General features: G+C 73.4%; 17 protein-coding genes. 7 read left to right on the forward strand and 10 right to left on the reverse strand.

Features of this window, described 5'->3' with window-relative positions; genetic code table 11:
• Positions 1–118 precede the first annotated feature (118 nt).
• Both ACFVVO_RS16330 and ACFVVO_RS16335 read left to right on the forward strand, forming a co-directional pair.
• Positions 119–589, forward strand: a complete 471-nt coding sequence (locus ACFVVO_RS16330; protein WP_390055408.1) for a single-stranded DNA-binding protein — start codon at positions 119–121, stop codon at positions 587–589.
• 293 nt (positions 590–882) lie between these two features.
• Positions 883–2,286 (forward strand): Cys-Gln thioester bond-forming surface protein, encoded by a 1,404-nt coding sequence (locus tag ACFVVO_RS16335; protein ID WP_390055409.1) that lies wholly within the window; start codon positions 883–885, stop codon positions 2,284–2,286.
• A gap of 61 nt (positions 2,287–2,347) precedes the next feature.
• On the opposite strand, the gene ACFVVO_RS16340 is transcribed toward ACFVVO_RS16335, so the two are convergent.
• Positions 2,348–2,785 carry a hypothetical protein gene (locus ACFVVO_RS16340; protein ID WP_390055410.1) on the reverse strand — a complete coding sequence of 146 codons (438 nt, stop codon included), beginning with the start codon at positions 2,783–2,785 and terminating at the stop codon, positions 2,348–2,350.
• Between the two features lie 274 nt (positions 2,786–3,059).
• Here ACFVVO_RS16340 and ACFVVO_RS16345 point away from each other — a divergent pair, with 274 nt between their 5' ends.
• Positions 3,060–3,866: a YhjD/YihY/BrkB family envelope integrity protein gene (locus ACFVVO_RS16345; protein WP_390055412.1), complete on the forward strand. Its 807-nt coding sequence runs from the start codon at positions 3,060–3,062 to the stop codon at positions 3,864–3,866.
• Between the two features lie 112 nt (positions 3,867–3,978).
• On the opposite strand, the gene ACFVVO_RS16350 is transcribed toward ACFVVO_RS16345, so the two are convergent.
• Together ACFVVO_RS16350 and ACFVVO_RS16355 are read right to left on the reverse strand one after the other, a co-directional pair.
• Positions 3,979–4,263 (reverse strand): hypothetical protein, encoded by a 285-nt coding sequence (locus ACFVVO_RS16350; RefSeq protein WP_390055414.1) that lies wholly within the window; start codon positions 4,261–4,263, stop codon positions 3,979–3,981.
• 343 nt (positions 4,264–4,606) lie between these two features.
• Positions 4,607–4,807 carry a hypothetical protein gene (locus ACFVVO_RS16355; RefSeq protein WP_390055416.1) on the reverse strand — a complete coding sequence of 67 codons (201 nt, stop codon included), beginning with the start codon at positions 4,805–4,807 and terminating at the stop codon, positions 4,607–4,609.
• Positions 4,808–5,121: 314 nt separating this feature from the next.
• Here ACFVVO_RS16355 and ettA point away from each other — a divergent pair, with 314 nt between their 5' ends.
• Genes ettA through ACFVVO_RS16370 form a run of 3 tightly spaced genes read left to right on the forward strand, consistent with a single transcriptional unit; the run spans position 5,122 to position 7,895 of the window.
• The gene (gene ettA / locus ACFVVO_RS16360) at positions 5,122–6,786 is read left to right on the forward strand and encodes an energy-dependent translational throttle protein EttA (protein WP_390055417.1); all 1,665 of its coding nucleotides are present in this window, start codon (positions 5,122–5,124) and stop codon (positions 6,784–6,786) included.
• Positions 6,787–6,792: 6 nt separating this feature from the next.
• Positions 6,793–7,221 (forward strand): acyl-CoA thioesterase, encoded by a 429-nt coding sequence (locus ACFVVO_RS16365; RefSeq protein WP_390055419.1) that lies wholly within the window; start codon positions 6,793–6,795, stop codon positions 7,219–7,221.
• On the forward strand, positions 7,218–7,895 hold the full coding sequence (locus ACFVVO_RS16370) for a hypothetical protein (protein WP_390055420.1): 678 nt from the start codon (positions 7,218–7,220) through the stop codon (positions 7,893–7,895). The genes ACFVVO_RS16365 and ACFVVO_RS16370 overlap by 4 nt, the downstream gene beginning before the upstream one ends.
• A gap of 150 nt (positions 7,896–8,045) precedes the next feature.
• Here the strand turns inward: ACFVVO_RS16370 and ACFVVO_RS16375 are convergent, their stop codons facing one another.
• The 4 genes from ACFVVO_RS16375 to ACFVVO_RS16390 all read right to left on the reverse strand — a co-directional run bounded on the left by ACFVVO_RS16375 (position 8,046) and on the right by ACFVVO_RS16390 (position 15,961).
• Positions 8,046–9,044 carry an ABC transporter ATP-binding protein gene (locus tag ACFVVO_RS16375; RefSeq protein WP_390055422.1) on the reverse strand — a complete coding sequence of 333 codons (999 nt, stop codon included), beginning with the start codon at positions 9,042–9,044 and terminating at the stop codon, positions 8,046–8,048.
• Between the two features lie 283 nt (positions 9,045–9,327).
• The gene (locus ACFVVO_RS16380; protein WP_390055424.1) at positions 9,328–12,036 is read right to left on the reverse strand and encodes an FtsX-like permease family protein; all 2,709 of its coding nucleotides are present in this window, start codon (positions 12,034–12,036) and stop codon (positions 9,328–9,330) included.
• 1 nt (position 12,037) lies between these two features.
• Positions 12,038–15,400 carry an FtsX-like permease family protein gene (locus ACFVVO_RS16385; protein WP_390055426.1) on the reverse strand — a complete coding sequence of 1,121 codons (3,363 nt, stop codon included), beginning with the start codon at positions 15,398–15,400 and terminating at the stop codon, positions 12,038–12,040.
• Positions 15,401–15,556: 156 nt separating this feature from the next.
• Positions 15,557–15,961 (reverse strand): globin, encoded by a 405-nt coding sequence (locus ACFVVO_RS16390; protein WP_390055428.1) that lies wholly within the window; start codon positions 15,959–15,961, stop codon positions 15,557–15,559.
• An 88-nt stretch (positions 15,962–16,049) separates the two neighbouring features.
• Between ACFVVO_RS16390 and ACFVVO_RS16395 the strand changes: the two genes are divergently transcribed.
• A complete protein-coding gene (locus ACFVVO_RS16395; RefSeq protein ID WP_390055430.1) occupies positions 16,050–17,024 on the forward strand; it encodes a methyltransferase domain-containing protein in 975 nt (324 codons plus the stop codon).
• Between the two features lie 6 nt (positions 17,025–17,030).
• On the opposite strand, the gene ACFVVO_RS16400 is transcribed toward ACFVVO_RS16395, so the two are convergent.
• From ACFVVO_RS16400 to ACFVVO_RS16410, 3 genes are all read right to left on the reverse strand, one after another.
• Positions 17,031–18,416: an FHA domain-containing protein gene (locus ACFVVO_RS16400; RefSeq protein ID WP_390055432.1), complete on the reverse strand. Its 1,386-nt coding sequence runs from the start codon at positions 18,414–18,416 to the stop codon at positions 17,031–17,033.
• A 77-nt stretch (positions 18,417–18,493) separates the two neighbouring features.
• Complete coding sequence (locus ACFVVO_RS16405) at positions 18,494–19,840, reverse strand: VWA domain-containing protein (RefSeq protein WP_390055434.1); 1,347 nt, start codon at positions 19,838–19,840, stop codon at positions 18,494–18,496.
• Between the two features lie 102 nt (positions 19,841–19,942).
• Entirely contained in the window at positions 19,943–21,286 is a 1,344-nt protein-coding gene (locus ACFVVO_RS16410) for a PP2C family serine/threonine-protein phosphatase (RefSeq protein ID WP_390055436.1), read from the reverse strand.

The following is a 21,286-nucleotide window of genomic DNA, read 5'->3' on the forward strand; positions in this document are numbered from 1 at the left end:
CCTGCGGAGGCAGTCTGTTCTCGCGGCGATCGTGCCGCAGGGCAGACGCCGCCGTACGGGACGGGCCCGTACGCATGTCCGCCCGGCCGTGAGGGGCCGGGTGAGGGAGGGGTTCACGATGAACGAGACCATGGTGTGCGTGGTGGGCAACGTGGCGACGCCGCCGCTGTACCGGGAGACGGCGGCCGGCCCTTCGGCCCGGTTCCGGCTGGCGGTGACCGCGCGCTACTGGGACCGGGAGAAGAGTGCCTGGACGGACGGGCACACCAACTTCTTCACCGTGTGGGCCAACCGCCAGTTGGCCGTCAACGTGGCGGCCTCGGTGGAGGTGGGACAGCCCGTCGTCGTCCAGGGCAGGCTGAAGGTGCGCACGGAACTGCGCGACGGGCAACAGGGCCGCACCTCGGCCGACATCGACGCGGTGGCCATCGGCCACGACCTGGCGCGGGGCACCGCGCTCTTCCGCCGCGCGGTCCGGCAGGAGGCGCCGGCGACGGCCCGGCCGGAGCCGAACTGGGAGACACCAGCCACCGGAATCCAGGACGAGCCACTCGCACAACCGGCCATGGCGGCAACGGCGGTGACATGACGTCAGCGATCACGCCAGCCCTACGTGTCACCACACCGTGACTGTCGCACCTTGTCGACAGGTGGCCACCGAGCGTTCCGAACCGGCCCTGAGCACCATGTATTTGTCGACAAGGCCGTTCGGCGTGCCACGCCGGCGATAACGATTCCGGATCGGATCGCCCCATGTGACGATCCGACCGGCAAGCGCGGTCCCTGTGATCCATAGGATGCCGGGCATGCCCCTCGGGGCAGCCGATTCTGCTGGTGGGACCGTCCCCCACATCCAACGGGTCCTGCTCGAAGGGGAATTCTGTGCTTGCTGCGTTCACTGGGTTCACTCGGTCCCACGTGGCCCGCCTCGCGGCCGTGACGCTCGCGTCCGGCCTCGCGGCGACCACCGTGCTGTTCGGCGCGGGTACGGCCGCGGCCGACGAGACACCGCAGACCCAGGGCGGCGCGACGGCGACGATAGGCGGCCTGAAGACGTACGGCCAGGCCGTGATCCACGAGGACGGCGGCGACCAGCAGGTGTCCGCCGGCCTGTTCGAGATGTCCGTGGACGGCGGCGGCACCCTGCAGACGTACTGCGTCGACATCCACAACCCCACCCAGCGCGACGCCCACTACCAGGAGACCCCGTGGAGCGGCACCTCGCTGGGCGCCAACAAGGACGCCGGCAGGATCCGCTGGATCCTGCAGAACTCCTACCCCCAGGTGAACGACCTCGCCACGCTCGCCCGGCGGGCCGGCACGAGTGGTCTGAGCGAGCAGGACGCGGCAACCGGCACGCAGGTGGCCATCTGGCGCTACTCGGACGGGGCGAAGGTCGACGCCGTGGACCCGCAGGCCGAGAAGCTCGCGGACTACCTGGAGAAGAGCGCCACCGACAGCACCGAGCCGCAGGCCTCGCTGACCCTGGATCCGCCCGCGGTCTCCGGCCGCCCGGGTGACCTGCTCGGACCGGTGACCGTGCACACCAACGCGCGCAGCGTGACGGTCGGCCCGCCGGCGGGCGTGGGCGCCGGCGGAGTGCGGATCATCGACAGGACCGGCAAGGTGATCACCTCGGCGAAGGACGGCAGCCAGCTGTTCTTCGACGTTCCCGAGGGCGCGGCGGACGGTTCCGCCCAACTGACCGTCCAGGCCTCCACCACCGTCCCGGTGGGCCGCGCCTTCGCCTCCGAGAGCCGCAGCCAGACCCAGATCCTGGCCGGCTCCAGCGAGTCCACGGTCGCCGCGACCGCGGGCGCCACCTGGGCGGACAAGGGCGCCATGGCGGTGTCGGCCCGGAAGAACTGCGCCAAGAGCGGCGTCGACATCACCGCGGCCAACAAGGGTGAGCAGCCCTTCACCTTCGAGCTGATGGGCGCCGAGCACACCATTGCGGCCGGGGCCTCCCGCACGGTGACGGTCCCGCTCCAGGAGGACCAGCCCTACGACTTCACGATCACCGGTCCGAACGGCTTCAGCCACCGCTTCACCGGGGTCCTCGACTGCAAGACCCAGGGCACGGTCACCACCGAGTCCACTCAGACCCTCAGCGAGCCCAGCCCCGCGACGGTCGGCGGCAACAGCACGGCCCCCGACACCGACCTCGCGGCCACGGGCAGTTCCGCGATCACCCCGATGATCGCCGGAGTCGCCATCGGACTCGTGGTGATCGGCGGCGCGGTGCTGGTGGTGCTGCGCAGGAAGGAAGCGGCGGCGGGCGAGTGAGGTCCGGCCGCGCCGGTACCTCCTGATCCCGCCGGCCGGGCGAGCCGCGTGACGCCGCTGGTCAGCCGACGCGCGGCGCGCCCTGGCGTGGACCGGTCTCCCTGGGCTGGGCCACGCACATGGCCCAGATGGCGACGCCCGAGAAGGCGATCATCAGGGTGGACCAGAGCGGGGAGTAGGGCAGGGACAGGAAGTTGGCGATGATGATCAGTCCGGCGATGACGATGCCGGAGATGCGCGCCCACTTCGCGGTCTGGAACAGTCCCAGGCTGACCACCACGGCGACGGCGCCCAGGATGAGGGTGACCCAGCCCCAGCCGGTCAGGTCGAACTGGAAGACGTAGCCGCGCGTCGCGATGAACACGTCGTCCGCGGCGATCCCCATGATGCCGCGAAAGATGTCGATCACTCCGGTGATCATCAGCATGACGGCGGCGAAGAGCATCAACCCGCCGGCCCACTGCTGCTTGCGAGCCTGTGTGGTGTGTGTCGTGGTCATTTCTGGGCCTCGATCGAATACGTCCGGCGATTGCGTCCGGCGATCAGTGAGGGCGCTCCCCTTCGTCCTTCCCCGGGCTTCGGACGACGTTTCCGGATCCACAGTGCGCCTGCTCAGGACCGGCGACATCACTCGGCCCGGGTGATTTCCTCCGGCCGCCCCGCTCGACGCGCGCCTCCACATGGGGGTGCCTACGCTTGACTCGAACCGCCGTGCACTCAGGGGGGATCCCGCATCCAGCGGATGGCGGACCAACCCCCTGGGGCATCACCGCATGAACGACGGCAGGAAGACATCCCACCCGTCACAGCGCGCCCTCCGATGGCGTGCGAACCAGGCGTGGCAGGCCGCGTTCCGCCGTTTCGAGGAGAGCGGGCCGGGCCGGCTGTGGCTCCGGCTCTCGGCGGTCGACTTCTTCGGGCACTCCTTCCAGCTGGCCGCGCTCGCGCTCCTGTGCTTCTTCCCGTTCCTGATCATCCTCACGGCGGCGGCAGGGCAGGACACGGCCGCGGTCATCGCCGGCTGGCTGGGGCTGAACGAGCAGGCGGCCCAGGCCGTGGCGACCCTGTTCGCGCCCACCACGACCTCGTACACCCTGACCGGAACGAGCGCCGTACTGCTCCTGCTCGGCGTCCTGGCCGTGGCCGGCACCCTTCAGAGCTGGTACCGGATCCTGTTCGACGTCCCGGAGGACGCGAGGTGGAAGACCACGGCCCGGCTCACCTGGCTCGCCGGGCTGTTCGCCTACGTCGCCGCGCAGGCCGCCTTCGGCAGGGTGCTCCACGGCTGGCTCCTGATCGGCCTGACCGGCTTCCTCTGGGCGGTCGTCTTCTGGTGGGGCAGCATGTACGTGCTGCTCGCCGGGAGGGTGCCCTGGCGCGCCCTCCTCCCGCCGGCCCTGGTCACCAGCGTGTGCTGGACCGGCCTCGGCGTTTTCTCCGCCCACTACTTCTCCGCGGCGATCGTGGCGAACGAGCAGAAGTACGGTCCCATCGGCGTCGTCATGGTCATCCTGTCCTGGCTGGTGGCGGTCGGCGTCGTGATCCACCTGGGCGCGATCGTCGGCCGAGCACTCCAGTGAAACCCCAGGTCACGGAACTGCGGGCAGAGCCAAGACGGCTCTGCCCGCGGTTTTGTGAATGACCGGGTCAGCGGCATGGGGACACGGGGGGCCAGCCCCCCCGCGGACGCCGTCACCCAGCAGCCACGACCTGGCCGGCCGTGACCTGAGGAGGGTTGGGGAGCAGCGACGCGAGGTTGTCGCGCACGAAGTCCGCCGCCCGCTTGACCGACTCCTCGGCTCCGGCCTGTTCTTCGTAGACGCTGGTGGAGAGCATCACTCCATCCCCCGCGTCCACCCAGTAGTAGGCCACGAAGCCGGGGACCTGGCGGAGGAGGGGGATGAATCCCTCGTCCACTCTGCGGCCCGCCTCGGCAGGATCCGTCACCCCTTCGTACCGCCGAACCACTGCGTACATAGCTGATCTCCTCATGGATCCCAGGGACGCCTTGCTCGAAGCGACATACCCCTCAGCGCGTGTCTACCGCTCGTGCCACGTCCGGAAGACACTCGGATAGACGCATGGGCCGCCCGGCCGGGCCTCTGCTCTGTTCGGGGCGAGACAGGGGCTTCACGAAACTCCGGGCAGAGCCGTTTTCGCAGATTTCCGTCAGCCACCGCGGCGACAGACCGGGGCGTCGGACAGGCTCGGATGCCGGTGCCGACAGCTCAGTAGCAGGTCGGAGCGGTGATCGATGAGGCGTCAGCAGGTCACCGCCCCCGGTGACCAGTTGCGGCCGTGTCTGCGGCAGTCCTCGGGTTCACCAGGAGTGAGATTGCGTTCGATCATGTCTGAGGAGCCTCCGGATCAGCAGAAACACACCGATGGCGATCAGGGCCAGCCCGATGACGATCAAGGCCGCTCCGAGAGTGATCAGAAACGTCCCGATCAAGATCAGGAGCGCTCCGATGAGGACCAAGAGCGTCCCGATGATGAAGAGAAAGATCGCGAGGACGGTCACGGCTGTCCTCCTGTTCTCCCTCCCGCTCTGGCTTCCTACCGGCTCCCCTGCAAGCAGTCTGCGCCACACCGCCGCGACTTGCGGCCAAGATGCCCCCATGGCTGGCAGCCAGGACGCCTGGGGCCGTCCTGAGCCGTGCGAACGCCCCGAGGTCACCCAAGCGTGACCGACAGCGACATCCGAGCCGCAGTCCGCCGCATTGAAACCCAAGGTCAGAGCGCCCGGACCAGACGGGTTTCCATCCAGGGGTGGCGGTCAGGCAAGATGGGGTGTATCTGCCCACTGCCAGATTTCAAGCTGCCGGACGGTTTCTCTTGGCTGAGTTCATTTACACCATGCGCAAGGCGCGCAAAGCGCACGGCGACAAGGTGATCCTCGACGACGTCACCCTGAGCTTCCTGCCGGGAGCGAAGATCGGTGTCGTCGGCCCGAACGGTGCCGGTAAGTCGACCGTGCTGAAGATCATGGCCGGTCTCGAGCAGCCGTCCAACGGTGACGCGTACCTGTCGCCGGGCTACAGCGTGGGCATCCTGCTCCAGGAGCCGCCGCTCAACGAGGAGAAGACCGTCCTGGAGAACGTCCAGGACGGTGTCGCCGAGATCAAGGGCAAGCTCGACCGGTTCAACGAGATCGCCGAGCTGATGGCGACCGACTACTCCGACGCGCTGCTCGACGAGATGGGCAAGCTGCAGGAGGAGCTGGACCACGCCAACGCGTGGGACCTCGAGTCCCAGCTGGAGCAGGCCATGGACGCGCTGGGCTGCCCGCCCGGCGACTGGCCCGTCACCAATCTCTCCGGTGGTGAGAAGCGCCGCGTCGCGCTCTGCAAGCTGCTGCTGGAGCAGCCCGACCTGCTGCTCCTCGACGAGCCCACCAACCACCTCGACGCCGAGTCCGTGAACTGGCTGGAGCAGCACCTGGCCAAGTACCCGGGCACCGTCGTGGCCGTCACCCACGACCGGTACTTCCTCGACAACGTCGCCGGCTGGATCTGCGAGGTCGACCGCGGCCGCCTGCACGGCTACGAGGGCAACTACTCGAAGTACCTGGAGACCAAGGCCACCCGTCTGAAGGTCGAGGGCCAGAAGGACGCCAAGCGGCAGAAGCGGCTCAAGGAAGAGCTGGAGTGGGTGCGGTCGAACGCCAAGGGGCGTCAGGCCAAGTCCAAGGCCCGTCTCGCTCGGTACGAGGAGATGGCCGCCGAGGCCGACAAGATGCGGAAGCTGGACTTCGAGGAGATCCAGATCCCGCCGGGCCCGCGTCTGGGCAGCGTCGTGGTCGAGGTCGACAAGCTCAACAAGGCCTTCGGTGAGAAGGTCCTCGTCGACGGCCTCAGCTTCACGCTGCCGCGCAACGGCATCGTGGGCGTCATCGGCCCGAACGGCGCCGGCAAGACCACGCTGTTCAAGATGATCCAGGGCCTGGAGACCCCGGACTCCGGCGACATCAAGGTCGGCGAGACCGTCAAGATCTCCTACGTCGACCAGAGCCGCGCGAACCTCGACCCCAAGAAGACGCTGTGGGAGGTCGTGTCCGACGGGCTCGACTACATCAACGTCGGACAGGTCGAGATGCCGTCCCGCGCGTATGTCTCCGCCTTCGGGTTCAAGGGGCCGGACCAGCAGAAGCCGGCCGGTGTCCTCTCCGGTGGTGAGCGCAACCGCCTCAACCTGGCCCTGACCCTGAAGCAGGGCGGCAACCTGCTGCTCCTCGACGAGCCCACCAACGACCTCGACGTCGAGACCCTCAGCAGCCTGGAGAACGCGCTGCTGGAGTTCCCCGGCTGCGCCGTGGTCGTCTCCCACGACCGGTGGTTCCTGGACCGTGTCGCCACGCACATCCTCGCCTACGAGGGCGAGTCGAAGTGGTTCTGGTTCGAGGGCAACTTCGAGTCGTACGAGAAGAACAAGATCGAGCGGCTGGGCGCCGACGCCGCGCGTCCGCACCGTGCCACCTACAAGAAGCTGACCCGGGGCTGATCGGTCTTGCGCCACATCTACCGCTGCCCGCTGCGCTGGGCGGACATGGACGCGTACGGCCACGTCAACAACGTGGTGTTCCTCCGCTATCTGGAGGAGGCCCGTATCGACTTCCTGTTCCGCCCGGACAAGGAGTTCAAGCAGGGGTCCGTGGTGGCGCGCCACGAGATCGACTACAAGCGGCAGCTCGTCCACCGGCACCACCCGGTGGACATCGAACTGTGGGTCACCGAGATCCGGGCCGCGTCCTTCACCATCACCTACGAGGTGAAGGACGGGGATCTCCTCTACGTACGGGCCTCCACCGTCATCGTGCCGTTCGACTTCGAGGCACAGCGGCCGCGCCGGATCACCCAGGAGGAGCGGGAGTTCCTCCAGGAGTACACGGACGCCGCCGAGGACGCGGAGACCGCGGGGGAGGCCGTCGCCGCATGACGGTCCTGCACCTCGCCGACGAGACGGAGGCGGCCGACCTCGCCGCCTTCCTCTCCCGGTTGCTCCACTACGACCGTGGAGCGGCGGTGCGCCTGCAGGCGGCCGGTACGGCGCTCGCCGTGTTCGGCCGGCCGCCGTCCTTCGAGGTGCTGACGATCCGCGCGGTGCGGCTCGCCAAGCCTTACGAGAACGGGCTCGACGTCACGCTCGACGTCACCGTCTCGGCCGGTGAGTTCCTGGAGTCCGTGGACGAACGGTCGGCCACGGCCGCCGTACCGGCCGCGGTCACCGGACCGCCGTGGGCCGGTGTGCTGCCGCCGCGCGGCGGCTGGCGGCCCGAGCCGGGGCTGCCCGTGCCGGACGCGCTGCGCACGACGGTCGCCGAGTCCGTCGCCGAGTTCCGGTCCCGTACGGAGGAGTTGACGCCGGAGCGGCGTACCCGTGCGGAGCTGGACCGGATAGGGCGGGACATCTGGTCGCGGGAGGTCGGGAACACGCCGCTTCCGGTGCGGGCCGTGCACGCGGCCCAGTCCCTCGGCTTCCTGCGGCCGGGGACCGGTGCGGCCGACACCGGGCTGTTCTCCTCGGGCGTGTGGCTGAGGCTGCGGACGCCCTACGGGTCCGTCGCGGTGCGGCGGTCGGGGCTCGGCGCGCTGGGTGTCAGCGTGCGCTGAGGGGTGCTGCGCAGGCTCGGGCGGCCTTTCGGGCGCCCTCGCCGCTCTCCGCTCCCGCATGCCCCCCCCTCGCGTGCCTGGGTGTCTGGTGCGCGGCTCGGGCGGCTTTGGTCTCGTCCCGTTCTGGTCGCCGGTCGCTTCTTCCCGCGGTCACCTCTCGTCGCTGTCGTCCGGCCACACCCCGATGTGGTCCGGTTCCAGTTCCAGGGCCACGCGGTCGCGCATGTTCAGGGCCCGCGTGTACTCGGCGGGCAGCTGGAGGCGGCCCGCGCGGTCGAGCATGGCGTACTCGCGGGCGACCACCGTCTCGTGGCCGGTCGTGGCGTCCACCTCGCTGCGGCGCAGCACCTCGGTGGAGGTACGGCCGTCCCTGATGGCGACCGTGCGGCGGACCTCGCCGGCCACCGCCTGGTCGTGGGTGACGATGACGATGGTGGTGCCGAGGGTCTCGTTCGCCGTGCGGAAGGCGTCGAAGATCTGCGCGCCGGTGTGGGAGTCGAGTTCGCCGGTGGGTTCGTCGGCGAGCAGGACCGCGGGGGCGTTCGCGAGGGCCACGGCGATCGCCGCGCGCTGCTGCTGACCGCCGGACATCTCGTGCGGGTGGCGGTCGCGGCAGTCGGCCACCTGGAGCAGGTCCAGTAGTTCCAGGGCGCGTTCGGCGCGGGCGCGGCGGCGCATGCGGGTGCCGGAGAGCTGGAGCGGGAGGGCGACGTTCTGGGCCGCGGTGAGGTAGGGGAGGAGGTTGCGGGAGGTCTGCTGCCAGACGAAGCCGACGACCTCGCGGCGGTAGGCGAGGCGGTCCTTCGCGGTCATGGTGAGCAGGTTGCGGCCGGCGACGTGGGCTCCGCCGGCGGTGGGGGTGTCCAGGCCGGCGAGGATGTTCATGAGGGTGGACTTGCCGCTGCCGGAAGCGCCCACCAGGGCCATCAACTCGCCCTCGCGGACCAGGAGGTCGAGGCCCTGGAGGGCCTGTACCTCGATGCCGTCCGCGGAGAAGATGCGGACGAGGCGGTCGCAGGTGATGAGGGCGTCGTGGCCGTAGACGGGGCTCTTGCGGGACTCTGTGACGCGGGTGGTGAGGTCGGTCAGGGTGGTGGCAGTGGCGGGGTCGGTGGTCCCGGCGGTGTTGGCTGTGGGGTCGGCTGTCATGGGGTCTCCTGCTCCGGTGCCCTGTGCTGCCGCTGGGCGGGTGTGTTTCGCATGCCGGTGCTTGCGGGGTGCACGGTGCCGGTGCCGGCCGAGCGTGTTTCGCTTGCCCGTGCCGGCAGGGTGCCTCCCCCACTCCCGGCTTCGCTCGAGTGACGGGACCTCCACCGCCCACCCGTGCCGCCCTGGGAGTCCCCCCAGGCCCTTGAGGCGCTGGGGGAGGTGGGGGAGGCACGGATGTCCGCGGCTACGCGGGCTCGGCCGTCCGCGGTCGCGCGGTGCGCGGTCATCGGGGGTCTCCTGCCCGTAGTTCTCGGACCGAGCTCCGGCGGGTCGTCCACCAGGCCTGGGTGGTGGCGACCCCTACTGCCAGGGTCACGACCGTGAGGGCCGGGAGGGTCAGGGACCAGGGGTCCGGGCGGAGGACGGCCTCGCCCACCGGGGTCTGGGACGAGGCGAGGGCGATCGTCGTCAGGTCGATGCCGGGGGAGAGGAGGTGGACGGCGGCCCAGCCGGTCAGGGTGCCGCCGGCCGCGGCGAGGAGGGCCTGCGGGAGGGACTCCAGGACGAGGAGACGGCGGCCCTGGGCCCGGGTGAGCCCCATGGTGCGCAGCCGGGCGAGCAGCGCGGCGCGTTCCGGGGCCGCCCGCAGCAGCGCGAGGAGCAGGGCGAGGACGGCGAAGCCGGCGCCCGCCGCCACCGCCGCCGTGTATACGTGCCCGGCGCCGGTCTGCAGGGGCGAGTCGGCGTACCGGGCGCGCTCCTCGGTGAGGAGCCGGGCCGTGACCGAGGCGGGGGCCGTGCGGCGCAGCGCGGCTGCGTCCGGATGGGCGCCGGTGAGCAGCAATGCCGTCGGCCGGGCGGCGGACGACGGGAGCCCGGCGCGGTCCACCACCAGGAAGTCGCCGGCGGGTGCTGCCGGGGTGCGGTCGCGGACGGCGGTGATCCGGACGGTGACCGTGCTGCCGTCCGCGAGCCGCACCGAGAAGGGCCGGGTGCCGTGGTTCCGTGCCACGGCCGGGGACGCGACGGCCGGGAGCGGGTGCGAGTCCTGCCCCTTCAACTGCTTCGCCGTGATGACCCCGAGGCCCGTCCGGGCCGTCAACTCGGCGTACGCGGGCGGGTCCACGCCCACCAGCGGCACGGTGTCCACGCCGTCCGTCGGCGTCGCCTCGTAGGTGATGGCCGCCGCGGTCACCCCGCGCACCCCGGGCAGGGCGCGTACCCGGGCGGCCAGGCCGGCCGGCAGCGCGGTGGCCGAGTCCAGGCGGGCGTCGGCCCCGACGGTGAGCAGGGCCGCGTGGTCCCGGGCCTCGGCCACGCCCGCCAGGACCGAGCCGCCGAAGGCCGCCGTGGTCAGGGCGGTCAGCAGGGCCAGCAGGGGCAGTACCGCCGAGGCCCTGGTGCGGCCCGCGCGGGCCAGGGACAGCGGGGCCACCGCGCCCCGCAGCCGGCCGGCCGGGCGGGCCAGACGGCGCAGCAGCAGCGGGTAGAGGCGGAGCAGCAGCAGGGCCGCGATGACACCGGTCAGTACCGGTGCCAGGGACACCAGTTGACCTGCCGAGGCGCCTCTGCCGCGCAGGGTGGCCACCGCCCCGGCCGCCAGCGCCAGCAGGGTCAGTTCGGCGACCGTGCGGCGGCGGGAGGGGCGCACCGAGCCCATGTCCTCCCGGGGGCCCGTCAGCCGCACCGAGCGGTGGGCGAGCACGGCGTGCAGCGGGAGGGCGGCGCAGGCGGTGAGGGTGACGGCGAGGGCGGCGTCGACGGCGTGACCGGCGCGGGCGCCGGGGAGGAGGACGAGGGCGGCCGCGAGGCCCACCGCTCCGGCGGGTACGGCGACCACGGCGGTCTCGGCCAGCAGCCGGCCGGTGAGGCCGGGCAGGGAGACGCCTCGGGCGCGCAGCAGGGCGAGTTCGGCGCGGCGCCGGTCGGCGGCCAGGCCGCCCGCCATGAGCAGGACGACGGCGGCGACCGTGGCGGTGCCGGCCGTGGCCACCCCGACCAGCGGGGAGATGCCCGAGCGCAGCCGCCCGAAGGCGATGACCACGTCGTCCAGACCGGTACCCACGTCCAGGTCCGGATCGGTGAGGGAACGGGCCCGCCGCAGGCCCGGTCCGGACTCCAGCGACGCGACGTCGGACCGCAGTCGGCCGAGATCATGGGCGTGCCGGCCGCCGGTGCCCGGAGCGAAGTGCCAGTAGCGGAAGGGGTCCCTGCCGGTGCCCAGCACGGTGAGGGTCGCCTCCGGGGGGAGCAGGAGCGCGCCGTGCCAGTAGGTCTGCGGCGGGCCGGGCTGGGGCACCCGTTCCAGCGCGGGCGTGCGCAGCAGCGGCACCGTCGACCAGTAGGCGCCGGCCGGGTCGCGCGGGGCGACGATTCCGGTGATCCGGACGGAGAGGGTGCCATTGGGCCTGGGCACGTGGATGACCGAACCCGGCTTGATGTGAAGGGTCTTGGCGGTGGCGGTGGAGACGGCGGCCTCCGCCTCGTCCACGTCCGGCCGGCCCGTGGTACGTGGCAGCCGGCCCTCGCTGACGCGTGCGTGTCCGGCCAGGCCGCTCTGCGCGACCAGCGTGACCTTGGCGGGCAGGCCGGTCGGGCGGGGGAGCCACGGTTCGAGCACCGAGCTGCCGTCGTCGGTGGTGACGCCGTACGCCGACTGGGCGCGGTCGACGGGCACCGAACCGTCCACCACGGGCAGCAGTTTCCCGAACTGCCGTTTGAGGACCTCGAAGCTGAACGAGACGTCCGGGTCCTCGCCGGACGTACCGTACCCCGGCATCGGCGCGGTCGCCCGTACGGAGGTGCGCTCGGGGCCCGCCTGGTCGAGGGCGTGCCGCAGGCCCGCGTCCTCGTACCGGTCCACCGCGCGCGGCAGCGCGCCCGCCAGGCAGGCGGTCAGCGCGACCAGCAGCGCGAGCGCCGGCGCGGCACCGGGAGCGGCCCGCAGCCGGGTCCGTACCCAGGGCGCGACCACGGCCGGTACGGAACGCACGTCACTCACCCCCCTGTTCACGCAGTGCCCGGGCCGGATCGGCCCGGCGCAGGGCCGTCACCACGGCCACCGCCAGCGGCGCCGCGGCGACGCCCGCCAGCAGCAACGCCACCTGTCCGGGAGGCAGCCGCACCAGAAGCCCGGGTACGGGCCGGGTGGCCTCGCCGGTCAGCACGATCAACGGCAGCACTCCACGGGCCAGTACGGTGCCCAGGACGGCGCCCACCACGAGGGCCAGGCCCACCAGTACGGCGAGTTCGGCGGCGACCGTCCGGGCCAGCCGGCGGCGCGGGGCGCCGAGGGCGCGCAGTACCGCGAAGTCCGCCTCGCGTGCCCGCAGCGAACCGGCGGCGCCCACCGCGAAGCCGACCGCGGCGAGCGCCGCCGCCACCACGGCGGCCGCGGTGAACGCGGCCGTGGGTCCGGCGCCGAAGGGGTCGTCGCGCAGCTGGGCGCCGATCTCGTCGCGGACCACCACCTGTTCCGGGTCGACGTCCGGCAGCGCCCGTACCGCGGCGGCCACCGAGGCCGCGTCACCGGGCGTGGTCCGCAGCCACCATTCGTTCGGGGTGGCGCTCTCCCCGTACCGCGCCTGCAGCGCCCGGTTCGCGGCGCGCAGGTCGACCAGTACCGCGCCGCCGTCGTGGTCGGCGGCGGCGGCCGGGGTTCCGGTGGTGGGCAGCGCCCGTACCGACCGGACGATCCGCACCGGCAGGCTCTGGCCGCCGACGGTGACGTCCAGGCGCTGGCCGGTGCGGGCGCCCGCCGAGGTCAGGAACCGGTCCGTCGCGACGGCCCGCACCTCGGGCGGCGCGGGCCGCGCCACCTGGAGCCGCACGGACACCGTGGCGACCGTCAAGATGTCGGCGTTCGGCAGGTAGCCGGTGCCGTAGGAGAAGGCCAGGGGGCGGGTGGAGACGATCCGGGGCCGGGTGGGGCTGGTGCGCGGGGACGGGACGGCCGCGCCGCCAATCTCCACGGCCGTGGACCAGGTCGCCGGCAGGGTGAGCGGGTGCCGGGTTCCGTCGGTGCCCTCGGCGGCCAGGTCCCGGACCGTGAGCCGGTGCCGCTCGGCGCGCTCGGCGGGCTGGGTCATGTCGAGCCGGAGCCCGGTGACCAGCGCCGGGCCGGCGGCGGAGCCGAGGTCGAGGACGAGGGGGTGCGGGCGGCCGTCGGCGGACAGCAGCCCGGCCGGCATCGCGTACGGCACCCCGGCCCCGTCCTCCAGCCGGACCGTGACCATGGCGGTCGTCCCGGGGCCGGTGGAACTGCGCAGGCTCGCCGTCAGCCGCAGCCGGGCGGTGTGGGCCGGCACCCGGGCCCCCACCGGGGAGTCCTTCGGCGTCAGCCCGGCCAGCAGCGACTTCACGGGTTCGTGCGCCAGGTCCGGGCGCATCAGCAGCGCGTTCGCCGCGTGCGCGGCGTCCAGGGCCAGCACGGTCGCCGTACGGTCACCGGACAGGCCCTGCTCGCCGCGTACTACGGGCACCGCCCCGCGGACGTGCGGCAGGGCCGCGTAGGCCTCCGTACGGCCGAGCCCGCCCTGCCCGGCGTCCAGCACCCGCACCGGCGCCCCGGCGCGGAAGTCGGCCTGGTCGTCCTGCGAGCGGTTCCAGGAGGCACCCTGACCGATGGCCAGCATGCCGAGCGCGACGGCGAGCACCAGCAGCAGCACCGGCCCCGCCGCCCGCGCGGTGCGGCGGCTGAACTGCCAGCCGGCCAGTGCCGCCGGCAACCCCCGCCCGGCCGCCGCCCACCGTTCCGCCAGCCGCGCCACCGGCGGCAGCAGCCGCAGCGTCAGCACCGTCCCGGCGAGCAGCGCCAGCGCGGGCGCGGCGACCAGCAGCGGATCAACTCCGAGCGCCCCGGACCGGTCGGTGGCGACACCCCCGAAGCCCTGCTGCCCCAACTGCCAGTAGGCGACCCCGGCCACGGCGAGCAGGCCCAGGTCGGCGCCCGCGCGGAGCGGGGTGGGGACGAGGCCGCCGCCCGCGCGGCGGGGCCTGGCACCGGGCGGGCCCGCGGAACGGTGTCCGCGGAAGCGGGGGACGCGCGGACCGCGCGGCCGGCCGGACTCCGTGCCCCGCCGCCCGCGCCGGCCGGACGGTTCCGCGTCGGCGCCGGTCAGCGCCGGGAGCGTCACCGTCAGGGCGCAGCCCAGGGCCACCGCCACCGCCACCAGCCACACCCCGGGGCTCCCGGCGGGCGGGAGGTCGAGACGCAGGTCGAGACGGGCCAGCGGACCGTGGGCGGTGAGCAGGGTGGTGAGCGGTCCGGCGAGGAACGGCGCGCAGAGGGCCGCGGGCAGGGCGACCAGCAGGGACTCGGCCCCGGCGAGGACCGCGATCCGGGGGCGGGACGCGCCGCGCGCCCTGAGCAGCCGCGTCTCCGCGGCCCGTTCGGCGCCCAGCAGCCGGGCCACCAGCAGCAGCGCGTACCCGCCGAGCAGCACCAGTTGGAGCGCGACGATCAGCAGGGTGGAGCGGGCGACGAGCAGCGAGCGGTCGATGCGGTCCAGCACGTCCGGCAGCGAGGTCGTCACCGCCGTCGCGCCGCGCAGGGCGGCGTCCTTGCGCAGTTCCCCGTTTCCCGCCCGTACGGCTGCGCGCAGTTCCCCCGTGCGCCCGGTCGTCATCGTGTCGAAGTCGGCCGACGCCAGCCAGGCCGTCCCACCGGTGCTCACCCGCCCGCCGGCGAGGACCGAGGGATCGGCGAGCAGCGGACCGTACGTGGTGAAGCCGGACCTCTTCACCCCGCGGCCGAGCAGGTCGTCCAGCCGCCAGTACGGCGTGCCCGTGGCGGCGGGCCGGTACAGCCCGGTGACGCGCACCCGGACCTTCCGGTCGCCGAGCCGGTCGGCCAGGGTGAGGCGGTCGCCCGGTTCGAGCCCGAGCGGCTGGGCGGCGGCCTGCGGGACGGCCACCTCGATCTCGCCGGTCTTCCGGCCCGGGAGCCGCCCGGCGGTGGGCCTCACCTGGGTGTGGTCCAGGGCCGCGAAGTAGGTCAGGTCCGGGTCGCCCGAGCGCCGCGCGGGCGGCCGCGGGTACCGGGGGAGCGCGTACGGGCCGGATCGGCGCAGCGTCCGCACGGTCACCGGCAGCCCGTCGAAGGCCTTCCGGGCGCCCTCGCGTACGGCGGTGTCGGCTGCGGCGTGCTGCCCGGCGGCGACGTCGGCCTTGACGATCAGCGCGGTGGCGGCCGCGTCGCGCGGGTCGTTCAGCACATGGCGCAGCGCCGCGTCCCCGATCGCGCCCGAGTACGCCGTGAGCGTGGCCAGTACGGCGGTGGTCAGCAGCACCGTGAGCAGCGCGGAGCCGAGCAGCAGGCGGTGTGCCCGCGCGCGTGAGACGACGAACCCCGTCACCCGACCCCCGTGTCATCCGGACTTCCGCAAGCGCTGTCTGGATCTCGGGTGATGCTCGCAGAGGGGACCGGTCGCGGGTAACCGGTTGCCGACCGGTCTATACCGGATCGTGACCGGAATCCGGCGCCGAACGACCGGAATCCGGGATTCAGCAGGTCAGTCGGGGGTGTTGATCATCGACTGCGCCGCGTACGTCAGGTAGTTCCACAGCGTCCGCTCGTGCTCCTCGGCCAGGCCCAGCTCGTCGACGGCGACCCGCATGTGCTTCAGCCAGGCGTCGTGCGCGGCGCGGTTCACGGTGAACGGCACGTGCCGCATGCGCAGCCGCGGGTGGCCGCGGCTCTCGCTGTAGGTGCTGGGGCCGCCCCAGTACTGGATGAGGAACAGGGTCAGCCGGTCCTCGGCCGGGCCCAGGTCCTCCTCCGGGTACATCGGCCGCAGGAGCGGGTCCTCGGCGACGCCCTCGTAGAAACGGTGGACGAGCCGGCGGAAGGTCTCCTCCCCGCCGACCTGCTCGTAGAACGTCTGCTCCTGAAGCGTGCCGCGCCGAATCTCATTCACCCGTCCATGGTCTCAGACCGGCTGACCCAGGACTCGAGGCCCAGGACCCTGCCCGCCCCGGGCACCCCGCGCCCCTACTGTGGGGGGTATGGGCGCCTACGACACCGGGATCGAACGTCTGGCCACCGTGGCGCGGGCCGCGCTGGTGCGGGAGATCGACGCCGAGGGGGCCTGGGCCGAGGACCCGGTGTGGCGGGAGGCGTTCGCGACGGTGCCCCGGCACCTGTTCGTGCCGTACTACTACGTCGGGGTCAGGGGCGGATACGAACGCCGGTGGGGCCAGAGCCCGGACCCCGAGGCCCGGGAGCGCTGGGTGCGCGGGGCCTACGACGACACCCCGCTGGCGACCCGGCTGCGCGACGGCGAACTGCTCTCCTCCAGCAGCCAGCCCTCCCTGATGGCGCTGATGCTGGCCGCACTGCGCGTCGAGGACGGCGACCGGGTCCTGGAGGTGGGCGCCGGCACCGGCTACAACGCCGCCCTGCTCGCCCACCGGCTCGGCGACGACGACCTCGTCACCACCGTCGACCTCGACCCGGAGATCACCGAGTCGGCCCGGCAGCACCTGGCCGCGGCCGGCCACCACCCGGCCGTCGTCACCGGCGACGGCGCGCGGGGGGTGCCCGAGCGCGCACCCTTCGACCGGATCATCGCCACCTGCGGGCTGCCCACGGTGCCGGGCGCCTGGCTCGCCCAGTGCCGGCCCGGAGGCCGGATCCTCACCCCGCTGGCCACCGGCCTGCTCGCCCTCACCGTCCGCGGCCCCGAACACGCCGAGGGCCGCTTCCTGCCCACGGCCGCCTACTTCGTACCGCTGCGCGGCGCGGGCCGGGCGGAACCGGCGGTGTCCCTGAGCGGGCTGCCGGGGCGGGCCCGCGAGCAGGAGCCGTTCCGCTTCCTGCTCGACCTGACCCGGGGCGCGCTGGACCCGCGGGAGGCCCACGCGCTGTGGGAGCGCGAGGGCTGCCCCGACCGGGAGCGCTACGGCGTCACGGTCGGCGGCGGACACACCTGGGCCTGGCTGGACGACCCGGAGGGGCCGTACGCCTGGCCCCTCCCGTGAGGTGCCTCAGCCCCTGCGGACGGTGATCGTCGTCCAGGCGCCCACGTGTACCCGGTCGCCGTCCTGCAGCGGCACCGGCACGAACGGCTGGATCGGCTCGTCGGAGCCGTTGACCGTGGTGCCGTTCGTCGAGTTCTGGTCGACGACCGCCCAGTTGCCGTCCGGCTGCTGCACCAGCACCGCGTGCTGGTGCGAGACGCCCGGGTCCTCCGGCGGCACCGACAGGTCGATGTCGGGGGTGTCGCCGGTGGAGTGCCGGCGGCGGCCGATGGTGACCTGGTTGCCGCTGAGCGTGCGCTGCTGCTCGGGTGAGTAGGCGGGCAGGTTCAGGCCCGCGGCCTCGGGGCCGGAGCGCTGCATCATCGCCATGAAGTAGTCGCGGTCCGGACCGATGGTCGCGGTCCAGGTGGCCGGCCCCTGCGGGGCCTGCGGGAAGCCGTGACCGGGCGGGGCCTGGGTGGCGCCGGGCTGCGGGTAGCCGTAGCCGCCGCCGGGACCACCGGGGCCGCCGGGGCCGCCGGACGGCGGGGAGATCACCCAGTCGTCCTCGCCACCGCCGAAGGGGCCGCCACCGGCCGGGGGCCGACCGGTCTCCTGCGGGAAGGCGGGCGCGCCGGGCTGCTGGAAGGCCTGCGGCGGACCGCCGGCCATGCCGCCGGGACCCGCGGGCGGGGTCGGGCCGGGCGGCGGAACGGGACGCGAGGGGTCACCACCGAAGTCGGCGGGACCGGGACCACCGGGACCACCGTGGCCGCCAGGACCGCCAGGACCACCGGGCTCACGGCCGAAGGGCGGCGGGCCTCCCGGACCACCGGGACCGCCACCGAAACCGGAAGGACCGCCGGGGCCGCCGGGGCCACCGGGGCCCTGCTGCCCCGGTACGCCCCCGAACGGCGGCGGACCGGCCGGCGGCCGGCCGCCGCCACCGAAGCCGGACGGGCCGCGCTCGCCGGCGAACGGCGTCGGGCCCGACGGCTCGCTGCCGAAGGACGGGATCGGCTCGGCGGGCCGGTTCACCTGCGAGGGCCGCGAGCCCTGGTACTCGTACGAGTCACCGCCGCCGTACGTCGCGCTCGGCGGCTCGAAGCGGGGCTGCGGCGAGCGCGGGGCGGCCGGGGTGTAGGAAGTGGCCGTGTTGGTCAGGAAGTTCCACCGGCACTCCTCGCAGAACGGCGCGCCGCCCTCGCGGGGCGTACGGCACTGCGGGCACAGCTCCGGCTCGTGGCCGCCGGGCGGGCGGCCGCCGGGCTGCGCGCCCTGCGGCGGGAAGCCGTAGCCACCGCCGGGCGGGGGCGGCGGAGGGGGCGGAGGTACGGCACCGGCCATGCGGTGACCGCAGACCTCGCACCAGTCGTCGGAACCCGACTGGTGTCCGTTCGGGCAGGTCGGCATGTCGGCGCTTCCCCTTCTCCTGAGGGTCCTCCGGTACGTCCGGATCTCTTCCTGGTTGTCCCGCGGTCTCCCGCAGGTCACTTCTTTACACGAACAGTCTTTGTCGACCGGGTCTCGAGGGTCATCTCGTCGGCCTCCGCGACCTTCGCCTTCAACCGCACAGTACCTGTCGCGGCGTCGACCACGTCCACCACCTTCGAAAGGAGTTTCGCGGTATCCGCGTTGCCCGAGGCGCTCGCGAGCTGAACGGCGCGCCCCAGTTTGGCCGTTGCCCGCTCGAAATCGCCCGCTTTGCGGAGGTCCAGACCCTGCTGGATGGCCTGTGCCAGTTCGGCCTGCCCGGTGTAGTGGGCGACCTGGGGGCTGATCGAGGTGGAGGCCGCCATGTCGTCGGTCCACACCGCCCTGACCAGCCCCTGGCCGCCGAGATTCCGCACCTGCCCGTCCGGCTGCGGCACGACCAGGGAGATCCGGGCGGCCAGCATCTCCTGGCCGAGACCGGCCGCCGGGACCTCCACGCACAGGTGGTAGTCGCGGGACTCGTCGCCCCAGGACCCGGTGGGATAGTCCCCGGCCCGCGGGCCCGCCTCGGTACGGCGGTCCGTCAACTCCTCGACAGCGGGCGCCACTTGTTTGACGAACCGGAGGTTCGCGCCGACCGGGGTCCACACCCGCAGCGCCACGTCGGCGACTTCCTTGCCCATCGCCGTCTCCATCATCCGCGTGAAGTCGGCGGCCAGCCCCGCCGGGTCGGCGACGATGTCGGCGGTGCCGAGCAGCGCGGAGGCGATGCCTGTGACTTCTTTCACTTCCCAGTCGGTGCCCACGCCACGCGCGTCACAGGTGAACCGTCCGGCGCACTCGTCCAGCGCCGCCCGCAGGTCCTGCGGCGACTCGTGCTCGTTGCGGCCGTCGGTCAGCAGGATGCCGTGCCGGATGGACACGTCCGCCGAGGACAGCAGCCGGTCGGCGAGCCGCAGCCAGGTGCCGATGGCCGTGCCACCGCCCGCACCGAGCCGGCGCAGCGCCTGCTTGGCCTGCTCGCGCGTGGTGGCGTCGGCGACCGCGAGCCGCCCGCCGCCCGGGTAGACCTCCTCGGCCACGTGCGTGCCGCCGACCACCGCGAAGTGCACCCCGTCGCGCAGGGTGTCGATCGCGGCGGCCGTGGCGTCCCGGGCGTTGCGCATCTTGGTCGGCGGATAGTCCATGGAGCCCGAGCAGTCGACCATGATGGCGACCGCCGCGGAGGGCCCCTGGCCGGGCGCGTACCGGTGCGGGGCCGTGGTGGCGCCGCCCACCGTGCCGCCGCCGGTGGCGGTCACGGTGACGATGGCGTTGACCTCACGGCCGCCCTCGGGCAGGTACTCGTTCTGGTAGACGTCGACCGAGAACTGCGGCACGTTCGGTTTGGCGAAATTGGCCATGACTGTTCAGATCCCCCTGTGACGCCCCGCTGACGCGAGGCAATGCCGGTGGACGGACCGGTCCCCTCCGGTCCGCCGGGACTTCCCCGCGGTGGTGCGGCCTCAGGCCGATACTGCCCCTTGCGGCGGCGCGGGGAACGGCACGACGGCCACTGTTACGTTGTCGTGGCCCCCGCCGTCCAGGGCGTGGCCGACCAGGACCTGGGCGCTGTGCAGCGGACGGGCGGCCGCGTCCGCGGGTACGACCTCGGCCATCTCCTCGGCCGTCTCCGCGTAGTTCCACAGGCCGTCGGTGCACACCAGCACGACTCCGGGCCGGTCCGGCTTGAAGGCGGCGGTGTGCGGCTCCAGTTCGTAGGCGTCCGCGCCGAGCCAGCCGGTGATCGCGTGGGCGCGCTCGTCGGCGTACGCCTGCGCCTCGCTCATCAGGCCGGCCGCGACCATCTGCGCGGCCCAGGAGTCGTCCTCGGTGAGCCGGGCCGGGGGCGCGGAGCGGTCGTCCGGCACCCAGTAGACGCGGCTGTCGCCCACCCAGCCGACCACCAGCAGCCCGCCCGTGACGATCGCGCCGACGATGGTGCAGGCCGGGGAGTTCTGGTGCGGGTCGTGCTCGCGCGCCGCTTCGGGCTCCTCCGCCAGGGAGTTGACGGCCTGCGCGGCGGCGACGATCGCCTCGTGCATCGCCGCCTGCGGGTGGGTGCCGCGCGGCAGGGCCGCCAGCAGGGTGTCGACGGCCGCCTGCGAGGCGGCCATCGACGCCTCGTCCGGCCGGGTCGCCGAGGACACGCCGTCGCACACGATGGCCAGCGTCGCGGGAGAGCCGTCGGGCAGCGCGGTGTGGGCGACGGCGAAGGCGTCCTCGTTGCGGTGGTGGCGCAGGCCGCGGTCGCTGACCGCGGCGACCGGGCCCGACTCCCGCTCCATGCGGTCGCGTTCCCGGGGCTGGGCGTGCCCGCAGTTCTCGCAGTAGCCGTCCTCGTCCACCCGGCCGGCCCGGCAGGCCACGCAGACCTGCGCGGGATCGGCCGCGTCGGGAGCGGCGGCCGGGCCGGCCGGTGCCGAGGACGCGGCGGGACCGGCCGAAGCGCGCGGGTCGGGGGCCTGCAGCGGGTACTCGTCGGGCTCCGGACGCCGGTCGAAGCGGACGCCGGGCGCGGCCTGCTCCTCGTGGTGCAGCGCGTTGCCGCCCGAGTCGGTGCCGGGCACATCGGTCGACCGGTGCGCCGCCGGCTGGGTGCTGCTGGAGCCGGCCGGCTCGGGGGCGGGCCAGTCCACGCCGTCCCCGGGCCCGGCGGAGCCGGTCATGGTGAGGGTCGGGTGGTCCTGCGGCGCGGCGGGCACGGACAGGTCGTATCCGCACGCGCCGCAGAAGAGGTCACCCGACTCGAGCGGCTCGGCACAGCTCGGGCACTTCGCCAGTGCGGCCTGCTGGGGCATCTGCGACAT

This window comes from Streptomyces sp. NPDC058145 (assembly GCF_042884245.1).
Classification (GTDB): domain Bacteria; phylum Actinomycetota; class Actinomycetes; order Streptomycetales; family Streptomycetaceae; genus Streptomyces.